The sequence below is a fragment of the Polaribacter sp. BAL334 genome (assembly GCF_015767435.1).
Classification (GTDB): Bacteria; Bacteroidota; Bacteroidia; order Flavobacteriales; family Flavobacteriaceae; genus Polaribacter.
On sequence record NZ_JADWOV010000317.1, the window covers coordinates 245,871 to 262,904 of the forward strand.

The window sequence follows — 17,034 nt, forward strand, 5'->3', positions numbered from 1 at the left end:
AAATAAAAAACACCATAATAATTCCAAAGTCTAAAAATGATTCCATATCATTTAAATTCATTAAATATTTTCCAGCTTTAACAATGATAAAAAAAGTAATGATGAAAAAGATAATTTGTTGGATAGTGCTCTTGTACATAATTTAAGATTTAGAGGGTTTGTATTAAATTTCTTCATCAAATTTCTACATATTATCACTTAAAAAATTTAATATTTGTTAAACTGCAAGTAAGTATCGACAAAAGGAAATATTTTTTAGACGAATTAGTTTCTAATTTGTAAAACTGAACATAAAATTGGGCACAAAAAAAAGCAAAATTCAGATGAATTTTGCTTTTTTTATCACAGTTGTTGAAATCGTATTATTCTTTATAAACACCCATTTCTGAATATTTATCCATTCTTTTAGCTACTAAATCTGCATCAGACAACTCTTTCAATTCATCAAAAGCTTCCAAAATTTGAGCCTCTACAGCTTTAAAAGCACCTTCTCTATCTGTATGAGCGCCTCCAATTGGTTCTTTGATAATGCCATCAATCAAATTTAATTTTTTCATATCAGCACCAGTCAATTTCAAAGCTTCAGCAGCTTGTTCTTTAAACTCCCAACTTCTCCATAAAATGGAAGAACAAGATTCAGGAGAAATCACTGTATACCAAGTATTTTCCATCATATAAACCCTGTCTCCTACTCCAATTCCTAAGGCTCCACCAGAAGCACCTTCACCAATCACAATGGCAATAATTGGCGTTTTTAAACGAGTCATTTCAAAAATATTTCTTGCAATTGCTTCTCCTTGACCACGTTCTTCAGCTTCCAATCCTGGATATGCGCCTGGAGTGTCTAACAAAGTAACCACAGGAATTCTGAATTTTTCTGCCATTTTCATCAAACGCAAGGCTTTTCTATACCCTTCAGGATTTGCCATCCCAAAATTTCGAAACTGACGCGTTTTTGTATTGTACCCTTTTTGTTGACCAATCACCATGAAGGATTGATTGCCAATTTTGCCTAAACCACCCACCATGGCTTTGTCATCTTTTACATTTCTGTCTCCATGAAGTTCCATAAATGTTTCCCCAAAAATAGCACGGATATAATCCATGGTATAAGGTCTGTTTGGGTGTCTTGACAATTGAACTCTTTGCCAAGGAGTCAGATTTTTGTAAATATCTTTTCTGGCTTCTGCTAATTTCTTTTCAATTTTTTTACAAGTTGCTGTAACATCAACATCGCTTTCTTCGCCAATTATTTGACATTTTTCAAGTTGATCTTGAAGTTCTTTTATTGGCATTTCAAAGTCTAGATATTCCATTTTGTAGGTATTTTGAATTCATTTTTTGAAGTAACAAACATACTATAAAAATACTGTTTTTAGAAAAAATAGATTATTTTTTTAGTTTGATACGTTCTTGTATTTTTTGTTTGATGGCTGTCCTATTTTTTATAATTCCATTGGCTAAAACTACTCCAAAAACAATCAACGCCCCAAAATAAAAGGCAGGATTCATTTTTTCCTTTTCACCAAAAATTAATAATGCCAAAATTATAGCGTAAATAGGTTCTAAATTTATAGTCAACATTACTGTATAAGGAGATAAATATTTCATCACTTTTACTGAAGTAATAAATGCAAAAGCTGTACAAACACTGCTTAAAATTGCCAAATAAACCCAATCCATTTTTGGAATTTCAAAAAAAGTAGGTGTAAATCCGTTTGAAAAATACAAATAGATTGCTACGAAAACAGTCCCAAAAAACAATTGATATAATGAAATACTATTGGCGTCATATTTTTTTACAAATAACCCATTGAATACTGCAAAAAGCGCTCCTAAAAATGAAGATATTAGTGCATAAATAATGCCTAATTGATATTGAGTTTCAAAATTAAAAATGATGTACAAGCCACCAATAACCAGTAAACCAAGCACAATTTCTAATAATTTTATGCGTCTTCTAAAAAATAAAGGTTCTATTAATGACGTGAAAAAAGCTCCTGTACTCATCGTTACCAAAGCCACAGAAACGTTGGAAACTTTGATTGCTTTGAAAAAGAAAATCCAGTGAATTGCAATGATAATTCCCGTAATTAGAAATTTTATAATTCCATTCGTATCCAATAGAAATGATTTTTTTTTGTATAAAAAAAACAATACAATAAAGATGACAGCCAATCCCATTCTGAAAAAAACCAACGGAATTGCTTCTAAGGTAATCAATGCTCCTAAAATGGCTGTGAATCCCCAAATAAAAACAATGAGGTGTAAAAGAAGATAATTCTTCAATTTATTTTCTGGCATTGTAAAAAAGATAAGAACCTACAATTGCGAACAATATATTAGGCATCCAAACGTATAAAAGTGAATTTACACCTGCAACAGCTCCTAAAACCTCAGAAATTTTAAGTAAAAAAACATACAAAAACATCATTCCCACTCCAATTGCCAAGTTGACTCCTGTTCCTCCTCGCCTTTTCCTGAAAGCCAAACAAACCGCAATTAATGTCAAAATATAAGAAGCTATTGGAAGACTGGTTCTTTTGTGCAATTCAACCAAATACGCATTCAAATTTTTGACACCTCGCTTTTTTGAAATGTCAATGAAATCCATTAATTCTGGCGAAGGCATTTCTTGCGATAAGGCAGATTTATAAATCAAGTCTTTGGGTGTAAAATTAAAAAGTGTATCAACTTTACTTCCTGAAGAAATCTTATCTTTTTTAGTATATATTTTTCGTAATCTCCAATTTGTTAGTGAAAAAACGGAATCTTTTGGGTTGAACGTTATATAATCTGCAACCAATTTTGATTTTAATTTCAAACCATCATACACTTCTGAAGAAAAATCGTATCCTGAATTGTTATCCGTGCTAAAACTTTTAATGAATATATAAGTGCTATCTGTTATTTGCAAGCTAAAATCAGTTACAAATTTGAATTCTTGTTGCTGAGTATTGTTATCAAGATAAGTTTGCTCGAATTTTTTTCTTGTTTTACTACTATTTGGCACCACAAAATGATTCATCAAAAGTGACACTAATGTAACTATTGTTGCACCCACAAAATACGGATATAAAAAACGTACAAAAGAGACTTTCGCATTGTTAATTGCAATGATTTCAGTGTTGTTAGAAAGTTTTGTAGTGAATAAAATTACAGCCAAAAACAAAGCCAATGGCATGAAAGTATTGGCATAATAAATAGTGAAATTTTTATAATAATCATTCACAATTTCTGCTAAACCCAAATTGGGATGTTGCAAAAAATTATCCACTTTTTCTGCAATATCAATAGCAATTGCAATAGGAATCAATATCAATAAGGTAAACAAAAAAGTTACCAAAAAATTCTTTAATATGTACCTATCTATAATTTTCAAAACTACAAACGTTTATCCATTTGAATGACCATTTTATCTTTCCATTGGCTAAAATCGCCCGCTAAAATATGCTTTCTTGCTTCTCTTGTCAACCATAAATAAAAACCTAAATTGTGAATGGTTGCAATCTGTTTTCCAAGCATTTCGTTCGCTGCAAATAAATGACGAAGATACGCTTTTGAATAAAGTGTGTCAACAAAAGTGATTCCCATTTCATCAATAGCAGAAAAATCATTTTCCCACTTTTTATTTTTCATATTGATGGTTCCATGTGCCGTAAAAAGCATGCCATTTCTAGCATTTCTGGTTGGCATCACACAATCAAACATGTCAATTCCAAGTGCAATATTTTCTAAAATATTGATAGGTGTTCCAACTCCCATTAAATATCTTGGTTTGTCTTCTGGCAAAATGGCTGTTACAATTTCGGTCATTGCGTACATTTCTTCAGCAGGTTCACCCACAGAAAGTCCTCCAATCGCATTTCCTTGAGCGCCAGCGTTTGCAATATAATCCGCAGATTGTTTGCGCAAATCTTTATACGTACTTCCTTGAACTATTGGGAAAAAAGTTTGTTCATAGCCATATTTATAAGGCACTTTTTCCAAATGATTGATGCATCTATCCAACCATCTATGCGTCATGTGCATAGAACGTTTTGCGTAATTATAATCACATGGATAAGGCGTGCATTCGTCAAAAGCCATGATGATATCAGCCCCAATTTTACGTTGAATTTCCATCACATTTTCAGGTGTAAAAAAGTGTGTAGAACCATCAATATGGCTTTTAAATTTTACGCCTTCTTCATTTATTTTACGATTGCTTGACAAGGAATACACTTGATACCCACCAGAATCTGTCAAGATATTTCGATCCCAATTCATGAATTTATGCAAACCTCCTGCTTGTTCTAAAATATCAGTTTTAGGGCGTAAAAATAAATGATAGGTATTTCCTAAAATAATATCAGGATTTATTTCGTTTTTCAACTCTGTTTGATGCACTCCTTTTACAGTGCCAACAGTGCCAACAGGCATAAAAATAGGCGTTTGAATTTCGCCATGATCAGTAGTAATCACTCCTGCTCTTGCCTTGCTTTTTGGGTCTGTTATTTTTAAATCGAATTTCATTATCGGCAAAGATACCATTATTGTAAGAAGTGAAAAACTAAAATAGTTAGAAAGAAAATGCTAAAATTTACGCTTTGATTTTGACTGGAAACCTGAAGTATTCTTCTTATTTTTTTGAGAAGATTTTCTAAAAACACTGCTTTTCTTATTGAATTCGTTTTTAAGTGACGTTAATTTTTTCTTTGGAGTAGCAACTTTGGGTTTCTTTTCAGTAGCAGAAGCTTCCTCAGTTTTTGAAGAAGTTGCAATCATTTTTTGAATCACAGCAATTTCATTTTCTGTAAGCTCGCGCCAATCACCAGACTGCAAATTTCCCAACTCAACATTCATAATTCGAGTGCGTTTCAGTTTCAAAACCTCATAATTCAAGTATTCGCACATTCTTCGGATTTGTCTGTTCAATCCTTGAACCAAAATGATTTTAAACACTTTTTCTGATATTTTTTCAACAGAACATTTCTTGGTAACCGTTCCTAAAATCGGAATTCCATTGCTCATTTTTTGGATAAAAACTTCATCAATCACTTTGTCAACAGTCACCAAATATTCTTTTTCATGATTGTTGCCAGCACGTAAAATTTTATTCACAATATCACCATCATTTGTCAGGAAAATCAGGCCTTCAGAAGGTTTGTCAAGTCGTCCAATAGGAAATAAACGTTCTGGGTGTTTTATTTCTTTTAAGATGTTATTTTTCTCCTTTGAATCCGTAGTGGAAACAATTCCAACTGGCTTATTGTAAGCAATATAGAGTGTGTTTGATTTGGAAATCACAATTCGTCCATCCAATTTTACAACATCATGTTGAAAAACTCTATTTCCTAGTTTTGAAATCGTTCCATTGATGGTCACACGTCCTTCAAGGATGAATTTTTCAGCTTCTCTGCGCGAACAAATTCCTGTTGCGCTGATATATTTATTAAGATTTACGGATTCTTGATGATTATTTTCCAATAAAAATGTTTTGGGCAAAAATAACAATTCGCTTACAATTCAATCGTTCTAAAAGTCAAATTAATTCTTGGAGACGTTACTTTTTTGGTTGTTGGCAATCTGTGAAGCCAATGCGTTTGTGTTTCATCTTTCATGACCAGCAAACTTCCATGTTCTAAAATCACAGCTACTTTCTGATTATTTTTCTTGTGTTTGAAAGAAAAATTTCTTGTTGCACCTAATGATAATGAAGCAATTGCGCCATTTTTTTTTAGCATTTTTTCACCATCAGAATGATATGCCATGCCTTCTTCCCCTGAATGATAGAGATTTAGTAAGCAAGAATTATAGGTTTCGTTGGTTTCTTTTTCGATGATTTTTTTTAAAGCAAACAATTCATCTGTCCAAATCTTGGCTTTTTTGGTAATCTTTGAATACGTATATGAAAATTCAGAATCCCCAAACCATGCAACTTTTCTTTTGGTAGTAATGATTTTCCCGAAAATAATGGCTTGGTCATGTTCCCAAGGAATGGTTTCTAAAAGTGTTTTGAAATAAAAATCAGCCTCACTTTTTGATAAAATAATTCCATGATTGTTGGTTGTACCGTCGAAAGGAAGAATATTGATGACTTTTTCTGAAGAAAATAAATCCATCTTGTAAAGTTAGCAAAAATTTAATTTACAAAATTTGATTATTCTTCCAATTCTAACCCTTCCAATTCTTCAATAGCTTCTTCTTCTGATTGTTGCTCTTTTTGTTGGATATTTTTAGTATCACTTACCTCTGAGGTTGTGAAAAAAACTCTGTAGGATGTGATGCTTAAAGACGCTATTATTAAAAAAACCAACACTTTAAAAGTGGTTGAATTTGTATTGCTTTTTTGATTGATTTTCCATAAAATACCACAAAATAGTGCAGCAACAATTGCTGGGTAATAAGCAATAATATATACTGGTAAAAACGAAAATATAAGCGCTATGATTGCACTTACAAAAGCGATGATAGTTACTACTTTTTTCATGTTAATTAATTTAAAAGTCCGGTTGCTGATTTAATTTTAAGTTCACCTGTTCCTATTGCAATTTTGAATTTTGCCAAAACAGGAATTTTTGTAACATCTGCAGAGAGCCACAATAAATTGTCATTTGTTCCTTTCAAAGCATTGTCATTTTTTAAAGTCAAGCTCATTTTATAACATTCTTTTTTTCCTAGATTAGAGTTTATAGTCTCTTTCCCTAAATACTTTATAGTAATGATTTTTTCAGCAGTATCAAATATAAAAGGAAAACTTTTTGTTTGACCAACTTTTAATTTGGTAAAATCAAGGTTTCTTACGTTATAAATTGTTGCAATCAAATCTTTGGTATTTCCAGAATTTGGCACACTGATGTTTTCTTTAAATTCGCCATTTTTTTGAAACTTGTGCACAAAACAGTCAATAGTTTTGGTTTTATGATTGAATTTATATTGCTCAATTCTCTTGAAACCTCCTTCAACAATATCTCTTTTGTATAATAATGGCGTCAATGTTTTTGGATTTACATAACTTTCGTATAAATCCCTTACTTTAAAAAAATTATCAAACTTACTGAAGGTTGTTGCTGTAAATTTCAATTTTAGTAAGGTAGCCGTTGAAGTTTTTACAGGACTTGTTTCCAAAGAAATTTGGGCAATTTCTGTTAACAATCCTGATAAGGTATAGGATGCTGTATAAATTAGTTTTTCATTGGTATTTACAGCGGTATTTTGCGAGAAAATAAGATTCGGACTTGCCAAAAAAAGAAACAGTGAAAAGCAAAAATATTTCATTTTTAAATGTATTTAAATCGGCTCAAATGTAGGTAAAAAACTGTTTCAAAAATCACTAAGATTTTATTAGAATTACTATTTTTTTGAAGAATGCTCATTGATTGTTTTACCGAAGAAATTCGAAATTATGTAGCTACAATATATCAAGAAATTCAGCTTTTTTTTGAACTCAATATCAGTATTGTCAAATCGATTATTCCTTTGATAGATAGAAGATACTATAATTTACGCATGGCTTTATACAGTAAACTACTAAAGGATGTATTGGGTATGAAACGCTATAACCCATAATATACTACGTTATAAGAACGCTATACTTATGCTATAACCTGTAATGAACCCTTACTTTGCCCTTACTTTGCCCTGAGTTTGACCCGACTTTGAATCCCTGAACAACTACTTACAATAAGTAGGAAGAGTTTAGTGATGTTATTTCCCAAACTTGCTACAGTTACGACCTTTATGGACGTGTGAAATGGATTGTACAAAACATACCCGATGGTACTATAATATAAGCCCATACAGGTGATAGCTCGGAATCGCAACTTAATTCCACTATCAGTGTTTTTACTAATGATTTACTTTAAAAAGACTTTCTTAGTTTTTGTCTAAATCAGTACACTTTTTGCTAACGATTTACTCCATTATAAAGAATCTTAAACTGTTTATTGCTGATTATTTCCAACATACATAAGAAATAAAAATAAAATTATCTATTTTCCACTAGATTCAATTTTCAATATTGGATTGAGCTTAATTTTCCATTAAAAAGAAGTTTTTGTCAATTAATTCCCAGTATAAGATGTAAGATTTAATTTCACAATAGAAAAAATTTCACGTATGTTTATATTTTAAAAGAACTCATATGGTTGATAAATTATATGATTAAAAAACAATGTAAGCTATAGCCATTTTTTTAAACTTGACACTTATACCCATTATGGAAAAAACAGCTCATATAGAAAATCAAATACAATACGTTACCAATTTTCAAGACTTTATTTCCGCTTCATTTTATGGAAAAATGAATGCGATTTGTTGGAATCGAGAATTGGTAGGTGATTTTTCTGAGATTGTACGTAAATTAGAGTTCAACGAAAATATAGCTGAACTTCATCCAAAAGATCTTCTTCAACTTGAGTTGAGTGAACAGGGACAGCTTGCTCGTGAAATTCTTTTAAATGATTTGAAGACCTTAAAAGCTCTTGGTGCCTCTCCAACACTTAATCTCATTAAGTACTATGATAGAGATGATAGCTACCCTTTTTTTCCTACGGATGTTTATTCTTTTCATGTTGATCGCGCTCCAATTCCAGTCAACACCATTTTATGCACCTACTATGGCGAATCCAGTGAAATAATACCAAACTCTCAAGCCCAACAAAAAATACGTATTCCCGAAATACGTGAGGAGCTTAAAAAAATATACCAGGGAGCAGAGGAAGATTTTGAATCCTTTTTAAGTGAAAATTTCTTTGATTTGCACTATCTGGCGATGCCTGAGGCACAACCCATAAAATTAGGTTTAGGCAATGTATACAGATTGGCTATTGAGCACCCTAAAAGTAAAGTACTTCCTTGTGTTCATCGAGCACCAAAAGAAAAAAATGGGCAGAAACGATTGTTGTTAATCTGTTAAAGGCATTTGAAATATTTACTCATCATTTCCTGTCTGATGAGCATCACCTACTTTTAAACTAAGATTGAAATAGCAAACATTTAACAAACTATTTGTTATAACCAAAAAATCTCCGTTTTTTAATTCGCAGAAATCTTACTACTAAATTGATGTTTAGCTGATGTAATTAATATTGGATATATAATTACGAATGAAAATCTTTAAGTTTTCGCATTTTCCGCAAAGTTAGAATGTCATTCCTACAAAGTGTGTCATAGTGAACGGTTTTTCCAACATAGTAGATAAATTCACATAAATAAAAAACCCTAACTAATGAATATCATTAGATAGGGTTTTTGTTATGCGGAGAAAGAGGTAGTTTTACCCTTTAATATCACTAGTAAATTTATACTTCAGAACTTAAACTTTTCTATAGGTACACCTATAGGTCAACCGCTTTTTAAGCCTAAAAATTGACTTTACAAAACTAGGTTTTTGGTTCTACAAAAACAAATTTTTTAGTATTTTTAATTAAAATATTTCAATATCAATAAGGAATGTCAAATTGAAATAATTTTCCAAAATTTAAGAATTTGCCCCCTAAGAGACTATTGGAAATTGTCTGATAGCTTTAGAAGAAAATCGATTTCCAAAAAGTGAAATCGTTGGTTAAAGAAAAATATACATTAATTTCAAATTATTAGAAATCCCATAACAAAAATTACATCTAAAATTTACTGTAAATCAGTATACTTTTTGCTGACGATTTACATAAATTTATTATTTGCGTTGCTTTAAAATAAAAAACTTAGAGGCGCTTTGATTTAGAATACTAGTCTTAAAAAGTTTTAGTATCAAGGATTTGAGCCTTATATCCACAATAACGGATTAGATTTTAAAATGACTAAAATATCACCGATTTCAAATCGAAATTGGGATTGGAAATGTAAGTTCAAATGCCCAATCCAATGCTTGTAGTTTGTTTCTTAATTCCTCCAAATTATTTATTAGGTCTTCAAAGGATGGTTTCTTTTCTTCGTAAATCATATCTTCTTTCATTTTGGCATAATCGATTTTCCATTCCTCTATTTTTTCTGCCACTGGAATAGCATTTAAAGTTTTTGGGTTGTGTAGGTTGTAATTTACTTCGCCCACCCTTGAAAACTTGTAACGGTGCGCTACTATGGTTTCAAAAAGCTCTTTATCGTTTATTGCCTTTTCTGCAATTCCTGCTTTAGTTAAATTGTATATATCATAAAGATGGCGACTTAATCTATCTACTCGTATTTTTTCTGCTGGACGATGGAATTCTTCGTGTAACAAGAAAACTTTCTCTAAAAAAGTACGTTCGGGATTTACTGTGGGTATGTCAAATAACGGTTCTGCAAAATCTTTATCAGCATATACTTCATCTACCAATGCGCCAAATGATTTTACGGTAAATGGCTCTCTTAATGATCTACAACTTACTTCTATTTGAACACGAGGTTTTATGTATTCTGAAGGTTGTGCTATGATATTAGGGTAGAAGATTTCAATAACTCTTGGGTCATGGTCGCTATCTTCTGCTTCTATCACCATAAAATCTAGGTCATAAAACCCCTTTGTTTTAAATTCTTCTTGTAATTCATCGAAGAATATTCCAGTGGTATATATACCCGCTTCTTTTCTTAATTTGGAAATTTTAGATTTAGAAATATCTCCACTGTACCCTTCAAAAAACTCCTTATCGATTGCTAGATCAATATCTTCAGAAAATCTGTTTATCAATTTCCAAGCTTTGCTTAAAGAAGTTCCTCCTTTGAAAACCAAATGTTTGGCGATGTTCATTTGGAAAATAATTTCTAAAGTGCGGCTTACCCACCAATCTTTTTCTACAGCAAAAGGTGTCATCCCTTTTTCGTTAGCAATGGCATTGAAAATAGCTTCTTTTTCTGCTTTGTCTGTTGTATAAAAATTATTTTTTGCCATCGCTTATTGCTTTCATCATTATTTTTTGAACCCAAACTGGCGCTAGTGTAATGTCGTGTTTTAAGTCTTTTACTTCTTCCTTTTTTAGAAGTTCAATTATTTTCTTCTCTTCTTCTGCGGTTACTTTTCCGTTGCCAATTTCTTTTAATGCTTGAATGACCAATCGGCTGATTTTACCTTTTGCCAAAAGATTTTTGGGTGTGGTTTTTTTGAACTTTATTTTTCGTTTGCCTACTCTTATTTCTCTTGGTGAACCATCAGTAAGCAACACAATATTCATTGGCACTTGCGTACTTAACCCTAATGCGTTTAAAGCATAGCTTCCTGTAGGAACTGTTCTTATTCGGTCACGCTTGGCAATGGCTTCTGCGACTTCTTCGGCTGAAGGGACTAAAGCACCAATCAATTTACTTATTTTAGGGCGTACATAAATGCCTTGAGCCACTCGTACAATAACTTGTTTATCCGCTAAGCGTTCCAAGGATTTTTGAATGGCTTTTGATGTTCCATAACTCACATAATCGTCAGGCAAAACCAAAGTTCCTTTCGGCTTGCTTTTTATTGACTTTTCTATTTGTTTTTCAATGCTTTGCACTTGTTTTTTATTTTTAATTCTGTCGCAAATTTAGTAAATATTTGCGACAAAATGTATCCTAATTTTGTGACAAAATTAGACCATATTTGTTACAAAAATAATCCCCTCCCCAGCACTCCACTTTGGGGAGGGAGTTGAAACTGGATGCTATTTTTAATGAGACATTTATTCCATATCGGAATATGGAATAAAATAGTTGATTTACACACTTTTGGGGATAGTGTCTATTATTCAACAAAGTAGTCTTAACAATCAACCTCATTTCTAATTAGGCCTTTCAAAAAATTGATTCAATCATTACCCTTTTCTGGACAAATATATTTCTTAATCATATATTTAGAAATTGGCTTCAATGTTTTTCCAGTTTCAGGGTGTACACCTAAAGTTGTAAATATCTCTAATTCTCCTTTTAAATTTTTTCCGTACCAAATTTTCACATTTCCTTCTTTATCAAAAAATACTATATCACAACTTGGTTCAACTTTTTTAAACGTTGCAATACTCTCTTCATCATACATCTCTAATTCATCTAAATTGTACTTTTCTTTGTCAAATTCAACTTCAATATATTGATTATTTTCCCATATCATCCATCGTTGTTGCTTTTTAGAGAAAATGAAAAATACAACAATCAAAAGTATTCCTAAAATTAAAGAAACCTTATTTTTATTCATAAGATTAATTATTTTATCAACTCCATTTTTATCTCTTGATAATTCAACACTAGTTTTTAAATCGGAATTTTTATTTACAAAATCAATATAATCTTCATAACCTACATATTTACATAAAGAATCAACTACTTTCATTTGCTTGATTTCTACAACTTCTTCATCATTTCTTTTTGCCTTATCATAAAGAACTCGTAAACTTTTATCTCCAAAAACACATTTATAATCGTTCCATAAAACCTCAGAAATTATCTCCGAAAGTCTATTTTTTGATGCCACAATTCCCGTCTTTTTTTCTTCTTCTTTTTTAGCTTTTTCAAAAGCTTTTACTATCAATTTTTTATGCATTGCTGATACATTTTCAAGGTTGTTAAGTTACAAAACTAAATGGAAATAATTTTCCATTTAGTTTCCAAATACATTCCATTTTATTTCCATTTGATACAATGGATTCTTTTTTCATTTGTATTAGAATTGATTTTTCTATTAAAAAAAAACATGAATAGATAGCATCAATTTTAAAATCTGGAGGAGTAAAACTGTTTTATGAAACTGGGAAGTACATAACACTTTTTTACTCTTTACTCCAAACTTCCCAACAAAAAGAGAGACGTCTCTTTCATTGTTAACGTGTTCCTAGTCAACATAAAAACTGAGTATAAAACTCGGACTGGAACACTCATGTCCAATTTTAAAAATAATAAAATGAAAAAAATAATTTTAATTTCACTTGCAATTTTCCTGAACTTATCGTTGGTTTCATGTTCTGAAAGTGATGATTTCGATATTGTAAATAATGAAGGTGAAGTAGTTTTAGATGAGATTCAAGCCTGTTGTAATGGGAATGGAGAAATACCTCCTCCTCCTCCTCCTCCTCCTCCAACACCTCCCACAAATGGTTGACATTAAAAATAGTTTTATGAATCAAATTTAGTTGCTACTTTAGGGGGATGAAATTGATAAAAAATTCATCCCTCTTTTTTAGTCTCTTATTTGTTTGTTTTTCTCCTAAAAATGCGAAGGCACAGCAAACAAATGATAGTTTAGTGCATTATTACAATCTCTATATCAATGCGAAAGAAAATGTAGATTTTAAAAAAGTATACCTTTTTTTCAATCAACATAAAGAAGAGAATCAGCAAAAAAAAGATACCTCAAATATTATTTTTGACTTACGAATTCTCGCAAGTATCGAATATAAATTTGGGAGACTTCACAAAAGTGACGCAACAGCTGTATCTGCTTTGCAATTACTTGAAAAGATGAAGACTTCTTCAACTACTACTGAAGCAAAAATTGGTGTTTTCAATCATTTAGGTATTGTTGCATACGAATTGGGAAATTATGATAGAGCTTTAGAGTTTTATGATAGAATCTTAAAAATTGCAGAGAATCCTCAAGTCATTAATATTGTACACAACAATAAAGCAAATACGTATCTAAAGAAAAAAAAATATCAACTGTCCATTGATGAGTTTAAAAAAGTATATCTAAATAGTCTACAATTTGAAAACAAACTTGATATTGCTAGGTCTTTAGATAATTTGGGTTTTGCCAAATCGAAACTGAATTTAGAGGATGCTTTGCCTCATATGTTAGATGCTTTACAAATCAGAGAACATGAACAAAATATTGACGAACTTTTTGTGAGTTATAAGCATTTATCTGAGTATTTTGTTGCACAAAAAAACACGAAAATGGCCGATTATTACGCAAATAAAGCGCATGATATCTCCATAAAAACCAAAAACCCCTCCTATACATTAGAATCCTTATCACTTTTAATCAATGCTGATACTGATGTAAAAGTGATTGCCTATAAAAAGTTGAGTGATAGTATAAGCATGGCAAAACAAAAAGACGAAAATACCTTTGCATCAATGCAATACGATTACAATGAAGAAAAAAGAAAAGCGGACGATGCTAGACTGAAACTCGCCAAAACTCAACTTGAGGAAGAGAAACAAAAAAGGTTCAAGCTTTTATATTTATTTGGTGGTTTGTTGATACTCATTGGTTCGATATTCTTGTATTTTATTTTAAAAACGCGTCATAAAAAAGAAAAGTTATTAGAGGTTTATAAAACCGAAACTCGTATTTCTAAAAAAGTACATGACGAAGTTGCAAACGACCTCTATCATGTAATGATAAAAATGCAAAAGAATAGAAATGATGATAAAGTACTAGATGACCTTGAGGATATTTATACCAAAACTAGAGAGATTTCAAAGGAAAATAGTGCGATTGATGTTCGTGAAAATTTTGATGAATTGGTTAAAGATTTGTTAGAAAATTATAAAAGCGAAACCATCAATGTAATTACAAAAAATAGTTCTAAAGTTGATTGGCTAACAATTTCAAATGAGAAAAAAACGGTTATTTATAGAATCTTGCAGGAATTAATGACAAATATGAAAAAGCACAGTAAAGCCTCTATCGTGGTTTTAGCTTTTGATCAGACTGAAAAATTAACCATCAATTACAGCGATAATGGTGTGGGTTGTGTTCTTAAAAAAGGGAATGGTTTGCTAAATACGGAAAACCGTATACAAGCTATCAATGGAACAATTATATTTGAATCTTATCCTAATGAGGGATTTAAGGCAAAAATTACAGTATAGCATGTTTCAAAAAGTATTAGTTTCAGATGATTTAGAATGCACCAATGAAGGGGTGTTATCTGTGCTTAAAAGTCTGAAAATTAAACATGCAGAGCATGTACAATATTGTGATGACGCTTGTCTTAAAATTAAAAGGGCACAATTAGACTTAGAGCCTTTTGATTTATTTATCACTGATTTATCCTTTGTAAAAGACCACAGAGAGCAAAAATACACCTCTGGTGAAGCGTTAATTATCGCGCTGAAAAAAGAGTACCCAAAACTTAAAATTATTGTGTATTCTGTAGATGACCGACTGCAAAAGGTTCGTTTTTTAATGAATGGACATCAAACAAATGGGTATGTATGCAAAGGAAGACAAGGTCTAGTGGAGTTGGAAAATGCCATACAGGCTGTCTTTAACAATGAGACGTATGTATCGCCTCAATTAAGGCAAGCATTGAGTCCTAAAAATGACCAAGAAATAGACGATTATGATATTTTATTGATAAAATTGTTATCTAATGGACTTTCTCAAGAGGAAATTAGCGCACATTTTAAAAATGAAAATAGATCTCCAAGTAGTTTAAGCTCTATAGAAAAACGATTGAATAAACTTCGCATTCAATTCAAAGCAAATAATGCCATTCACTTAGTGGCGATTGTTAAAGATTTAGGTTTAATTTAAACTCTTTTCATTTTATTCTCTTTCATTACGGTTATCCGTAATATTACTTTTTATAAGGAAGTTATTTTTGTGGAGATTCTATTTTAGATTTTTAGGGGGATATTTAAATAGGGGAATTGCTATTGAAAAACCTTACGGGAAACCGTAAGGTTTTTTTTCTTTTAAGAAGTAAGTTTGGGTTTATTAATTAACCAATTTAAAAACTGATATCATGAACAGCCATTTACTTCAAATTTGTAAATCGTAAGTAAAAAGTGTACTTATTTAATAAAAATAACTAAACTATTTAAAAGAATTTGATATTTTAAAAAAATGAATAAAAAAAATCTCTCTAGTTTAATATTACTCTTTTTTTGTGTAATTACTACAATTGCTTGTAAATCAGATAAGGCTCGTGATATTAGTAACAAAGCTGTAAAGCAGGTTAAGGTAGTAAATAGCCAAATACATATTAATAAAATTAATTTCTATTTTGAAAACTCCGGTTCTATGAATGGATATTTGAATGGGGCGAATTTTCGTCAATCAATGGGAAGAATTCTTCACAGAGTTGAAGGTGATAATTTGCAAACCTACTTTGTAAACACAAAGGAGTATAAAGTAGATAAAATACTAGATAAAATTAGAGGAGATGTCAATAAAATTAAAACACCTGGTACTGAAAACTCTGATCATAAATTTATTTTCACAAATGCAATTAAGAATTCTTCAAACAACAATTTAAGTATTGTTGTAACTGACGGAATTTATTCAATGAAAGACGGCAATATTGCAGATGTTGAAGTAGATATTCAAGACGCTTATGAAGACGCACTAAAAATAAACGAAATAGAAACAGTTGTTTTAAAAATGACATCTGATTTTAATGGAACATATTATTTCTCTGAATTGTGTAAGTCAGGCCAAAAAGGAATTAAAATCAACCAAATTAGACCATATTATATTTTTTTATTTGGAAATAAACAGGTAATCAATAAAGCACTTAAAGACATTGTTATTATTGATGATTTAGAAGGTCATGAAGATCAAGCGAGATTTATGATTACAAAAGACTTGAGCGTAAATTACACAGTTTTAACTCAAGGAGAGGAAAAACAAGGTGATTTTAAACAAGTTAACCGAACTCCAATAGTTAAAGAGATAGGGGATGCAGTAAAATTCTCTAAAAGAGGGGGGCTCCTAAAAGATAATTACCTTCAATTTGGGATAGCAGTAGACTATTCTAAAACATCAATTCCAGAATCTTATTTAGTGAGCACATCAAATTATTCAATAGAGGATAATACTGGTTATAGCATTGAAGAAATAAAAAAAGTGAGTGATTTAGACAAGGCTAATAAATCTTATAAATGGATTGATGCACAAAATAAAAAAGGGAAATATAAGTACACATATATCATAGTTGTAAAAGCAAAAGAAAAAATTTATGGCGATTTAAACTTAAGTCTTAACATTAACTTTCCTGAATGGATTGAAAATACAGGCACAAATAACGATTGCAATATTAAAAAAGATACCAATACTACATTTGCTTTTGATCGTTTAATGATTGGGATTTCAAAAGCATATAAAAAAGTGGGTAATAAGGAAGACTTTTTTAAAATTAAAATAAAAATTAAAGCAGATTAACT

General features: G+C 30.9%; 17 protein-coding genes. 6 read left to right on the forward strand and 11 right to left on the reverse strand.

The features are described 5' to 3' along the window. Positions 1 to 362: 362 nt before the first annotated feature. From IU405_RS12935 to IU405_RS12970, 8 genes are all read right to left on the reverse strand, one after another. Positions 363 to 1,316, reverse strand: a complete 954-nt coding sequence (locus IU405_RS12935) for an acetyl-CoA carboxylase carboxyltransferase subunit alpha (protein ID WP_197439029.1) — start codon at positions 1,314 to 1,316, stop codon at positions 363 to 365. A gap of 73 nt (positions 1,317 to 1,389) precedes the next feature. Beyond that, entirely contained in the window at positions 1,390 to 2,304 is a 915-nt protein-coding gene (locus IU405_RS12940) for a DMT family transporter (protein WP_197439030.1), read from the reverse strand. Continuing rightward, a complete protein-coding gene (locus IU405_RS12945; RefSeq protein ID WP_197439031.1) occupies positions 2,291 to 3,382 on the reverse strand; it encodes an LptF/LptG family permease in 1,092 nt (363 codons plus the stop codon). Before IU405_RS12945 ends, IU405_RS12940 begins: the two co-directional genes overlap by 14 nt. Before the next feature lie 2 nt (positions 3,383 to 3,384). Further along, complete coding sequence (tgt, locus tag IU405_RS12950) at positions 3,385 to 4,515, reverse strand: tRNA guanosine(34) transglycosylase Tgt (protein ID WP_197439032.1); 1,131 nt, start codon at positions 4,513 to 4,515, stop codon at positions 3,385 to 3,387. A gap of 60 nt (positions 4,516 to 4,575) precedes the next feature. Beyond that, positions 4,576 to 5,469, reverse strand: a complete 894-nt coding sequence (gene rluF / locus IU405_RS12955; protein ID WP_197439033.1) for a 23S rRNA pseudouridine(2604) synthase RluF — start codon at positions 5,467 to 5,469, stop codon at positions 4,576 to 4,578. 32 nt (positions 5,470 to 5,501) lie between these two features. Next, positions 5,502 to 6,104 (reverse strand): alpha-ketoglutarate-dependent dioxygenase AlkB family protein, encoded by a 603-nt coding sequence (locus IU405_RS12960; RefSeq protein ID WP_197439034.1) that lies wholly within the window; start codon positions 6,102 to 6,104, stop codon positions 5,502 to 5,504. A 38-nt stretch (positions 6,105 to 6,142) separates the two neighbouring features. Next, positions 6,143 to 6,472: an FUSC family protein gene (locus IU405_RS12965; RefSeq protein WP_197439035.1), complete on the reverse strand. Its 330-nt coding sequence runs from the start codon at positions 6,470 to 6,472 to the stop codon at positions 6,143 to 6,145. A gap of 5 nt (positions 6,473 to 6,477) precedes the next feature. Then, entirely contained in the window at positions 6,478 to 7,260 is a 783-nt protein-coding gene (locus IU405_RS12970) for a DUF3108 domain-containing protein (RefSeq protein ID WP_197439036.1), read from the reverse strand. 90 nt (positions 7,261 to 7,350) lie between these two features. Between IU405_RS12970 and IU405_RS12975 the strand changes: the two genes are divergently transcribed. Then, the gene (locus IU405_RS12975; protein ID WP_197439037.1) at positions 7,351 to 7,551 is read left to right on the forward strand and encodes a hypothetical protein; all 201 of its coding nucleotides are present in this window, start codon (positions 7,351 to 7,353) and stop codon (positions 7,549 to 7,551) included. Positions 7,552 to 8,200: 649 nt separating this feature from the next. Beyond that, complete coding sequence (locus IU405_RS12980) at positions 8,201 to 8,899, forward strand: hypothetical protein (protein WP_197439038.1); 699 nt, start codon at positions 8,201 to 8,203, stop codon at positions 8,897 to 8,899. 900 nt (positions 8,900 to 9,799) lie between these two features. Here the strand turns inward: IU405_RS12980 and IU405_RS12985 are convergent. The 3 genes from IU405_RS12985 to IU405_RS12995 form a co-directional block, all read right to left on the reverse strand. Continuing rightward, the gene (locus tag IU405_RS12985; RefSeq protein ID WP_197439039.1) at positions 9,800 to 10,849 is read right to left on the reverse strand and encodes a nucleotidyl transferase AbiEii/AbiGii toxin family protein; all 1,050 of its coding nucleotides are present in this window, start codon (positions 10,847 to 10,849) and stop codon (positions 9,800 to 9,802) included. Continuing rightward, the gene (locus IU405_RS12990) at positions 10,836 to 11,444 is read right to left on the reverse strand and encodes a DUF6088 family protein (protein WP_197439040.1); all 609 of its coding nucleotides are present in this window, start codon (positions 11,442 to 11,444) and stop codon (positions 10,836 to 10,838) included. The genes IU405_RS12985 and IU405_RS12990 overlap by 14 nt, the downstream gene beginning before the upstream one ends. A 290-nt stretch (positions 11,445 to 11,734) precedes the next feature. After that, a complete protein-coding gene (locus IU405_RS12995; protein WP_197439041.1) occupies positions 11,735 to 12,463 on the reverse strand; it encodes a hypothetical protein in 729 nt (242 codons plus the stop codon). 333 nt (positions 12,464 to 12,796) lie between these two features. On the opposite strand from IU405_RS12995, the gene IU405_RS13000 reads away from it, so the two are divergent. The 4 genes from IU405_RS13000 (at position 12,797) to IU405_RS13015 (ending at position 17,032) form a co-directional block, all read left to right on the forward strand. Further along, positions 12,797 to 13,018, forward strand: coding sequence for a hypothetical protein (locus IU405_RS13000; protein WP_197439042.1), 222 nt, complete (start codon positions 12,797 to 12,799; stop codon positions 13,016 to 13,018). A 143-nt stretch (positions 13,019 to 13,161) separates the two neighbouring features. Further along, positions 13,162 to 14,736: a tetratricopeptide repeat protein gene (locus IU405_RS13005; protein WP_197439043.1), complete on the forward strand. Its 1,575-nt coding sequence runs from the start codon at positions 13,162 to 13,164 to the stop codon at positions 14,734 to 14,736. Beyond that, complete coding sequence (locus IU405_RS13010; protein ID WP_231749724.1) at positions 14,705 to 15,403, forward strand: response regulator; 699 nt, start codon at positions 14,705 to 14,707, stop codon at positions 15,401 to 15,403. The genes IU405_RS13005 and IU405_RS13010 overlap by 32 nt, the downstream gene beginning before the upstream one ends. Before the next feature lie 312 nt (positions 15,404 to 15,715). Continuing rightward, positions 15,716 to 17,032, forward strand: coding sequence for a hypothetical protein (locus IU405_RS13015; protein WP_197439044.1), 1,317 nt, complete (start codon positions 15,716 to 15,718; stop codon positions 17,030 to 17,032). The last annotated feature ends 2 nt before the right edge of the window (positions 17,033 to 17,034 follow it).

Coding starts and splice junctions, on each gene's coding strand:
- IU405_RS12995 (WP_197439041.1), bottom strand. CDS start 12,463: ATGCATAAAAAATTGATAGTAAAAGCTTTTGAAAAAGCTAAAAAAGAA.
- IU405_RS12965 (WP_197439035.1), bottom strand. CDS start 6,472: ATGAAAAAAGTAGTAACTATCATCGCTTTTGTAAGTGCAATCATAGCG.
- IU405_RS12985 (WP_197439039.1), bottom strand. CDS start 10,849: ATGGCAAAAAATAATTTTTATACAACAGACAAAGCAGAAAAAGAAGCT.
- IU405_RS12980 (WP_197439038.1), top strand. CDS start 8,201: ATGGAAAAAACAGCTCATATAGAAAATCAAATACAATACGTTACCAAT.
- IU405_RS13000 (WP_197439042.1), top strand. CDS start 12,797: ATGTCCAATTTTAAAAATAATAAAATGAAAAAAATAATTTTAATTTCA.
- IU405_RS12935 (WP_197439029.1), bottom strand. CDS start 1,316: ATGGAATATCTAGACTTTGAAATGCCAATAAAAGAACTTCAAGATCAA.
- IU405_RS12970 (WP_197439036.1), bottom strand. CDS start 7,260: ATGAAATATTTTTGCTTTTCACTGTTTCTTTTTTTGGCAAGTCCGAAT.
- IU405_RS12940 (WP_197439030.1), bottom strand. CDS start 2,304: ATGCCAGAAAATAAATTGAAGAATTATCTTCTTTTACACCTCATTGTT.
- IU405_RS13010 (WP_231749724.1), top strand. CDS start 14,705: ATGAGGGATTTAAGGCAAAAATTACAGTATAGCATGTTTCAAAAAGTA.
- tgt (WP_197439032.1), bottom strand. CDS start 4,515: ATGAAATTCGATTTAAAAATAACAGACCCAAAAAGCAAGGCAAGAGCA.
- IU405_RS12960 (WP_197439034.1), bottom strand. CDS start 6,104: ATGGATTTATTTTCTTCAGAAAAAGTCATCAATATTCTTCCTTTCGAC.
- IU405_RS12975 (WP_197439037.1), top strand. CDS start 7,351: ATGCTCATTGATTGTTTTACCGAAGAAATTCGAAATTATGTAGCTACA.
- IU405_RS13015 (WP_197439044.1), top strand. CDS start 15,716: ATGAATAAAAAAAATCTCTCTAGTTTAATATTACTCTTTTTTTGTGTA.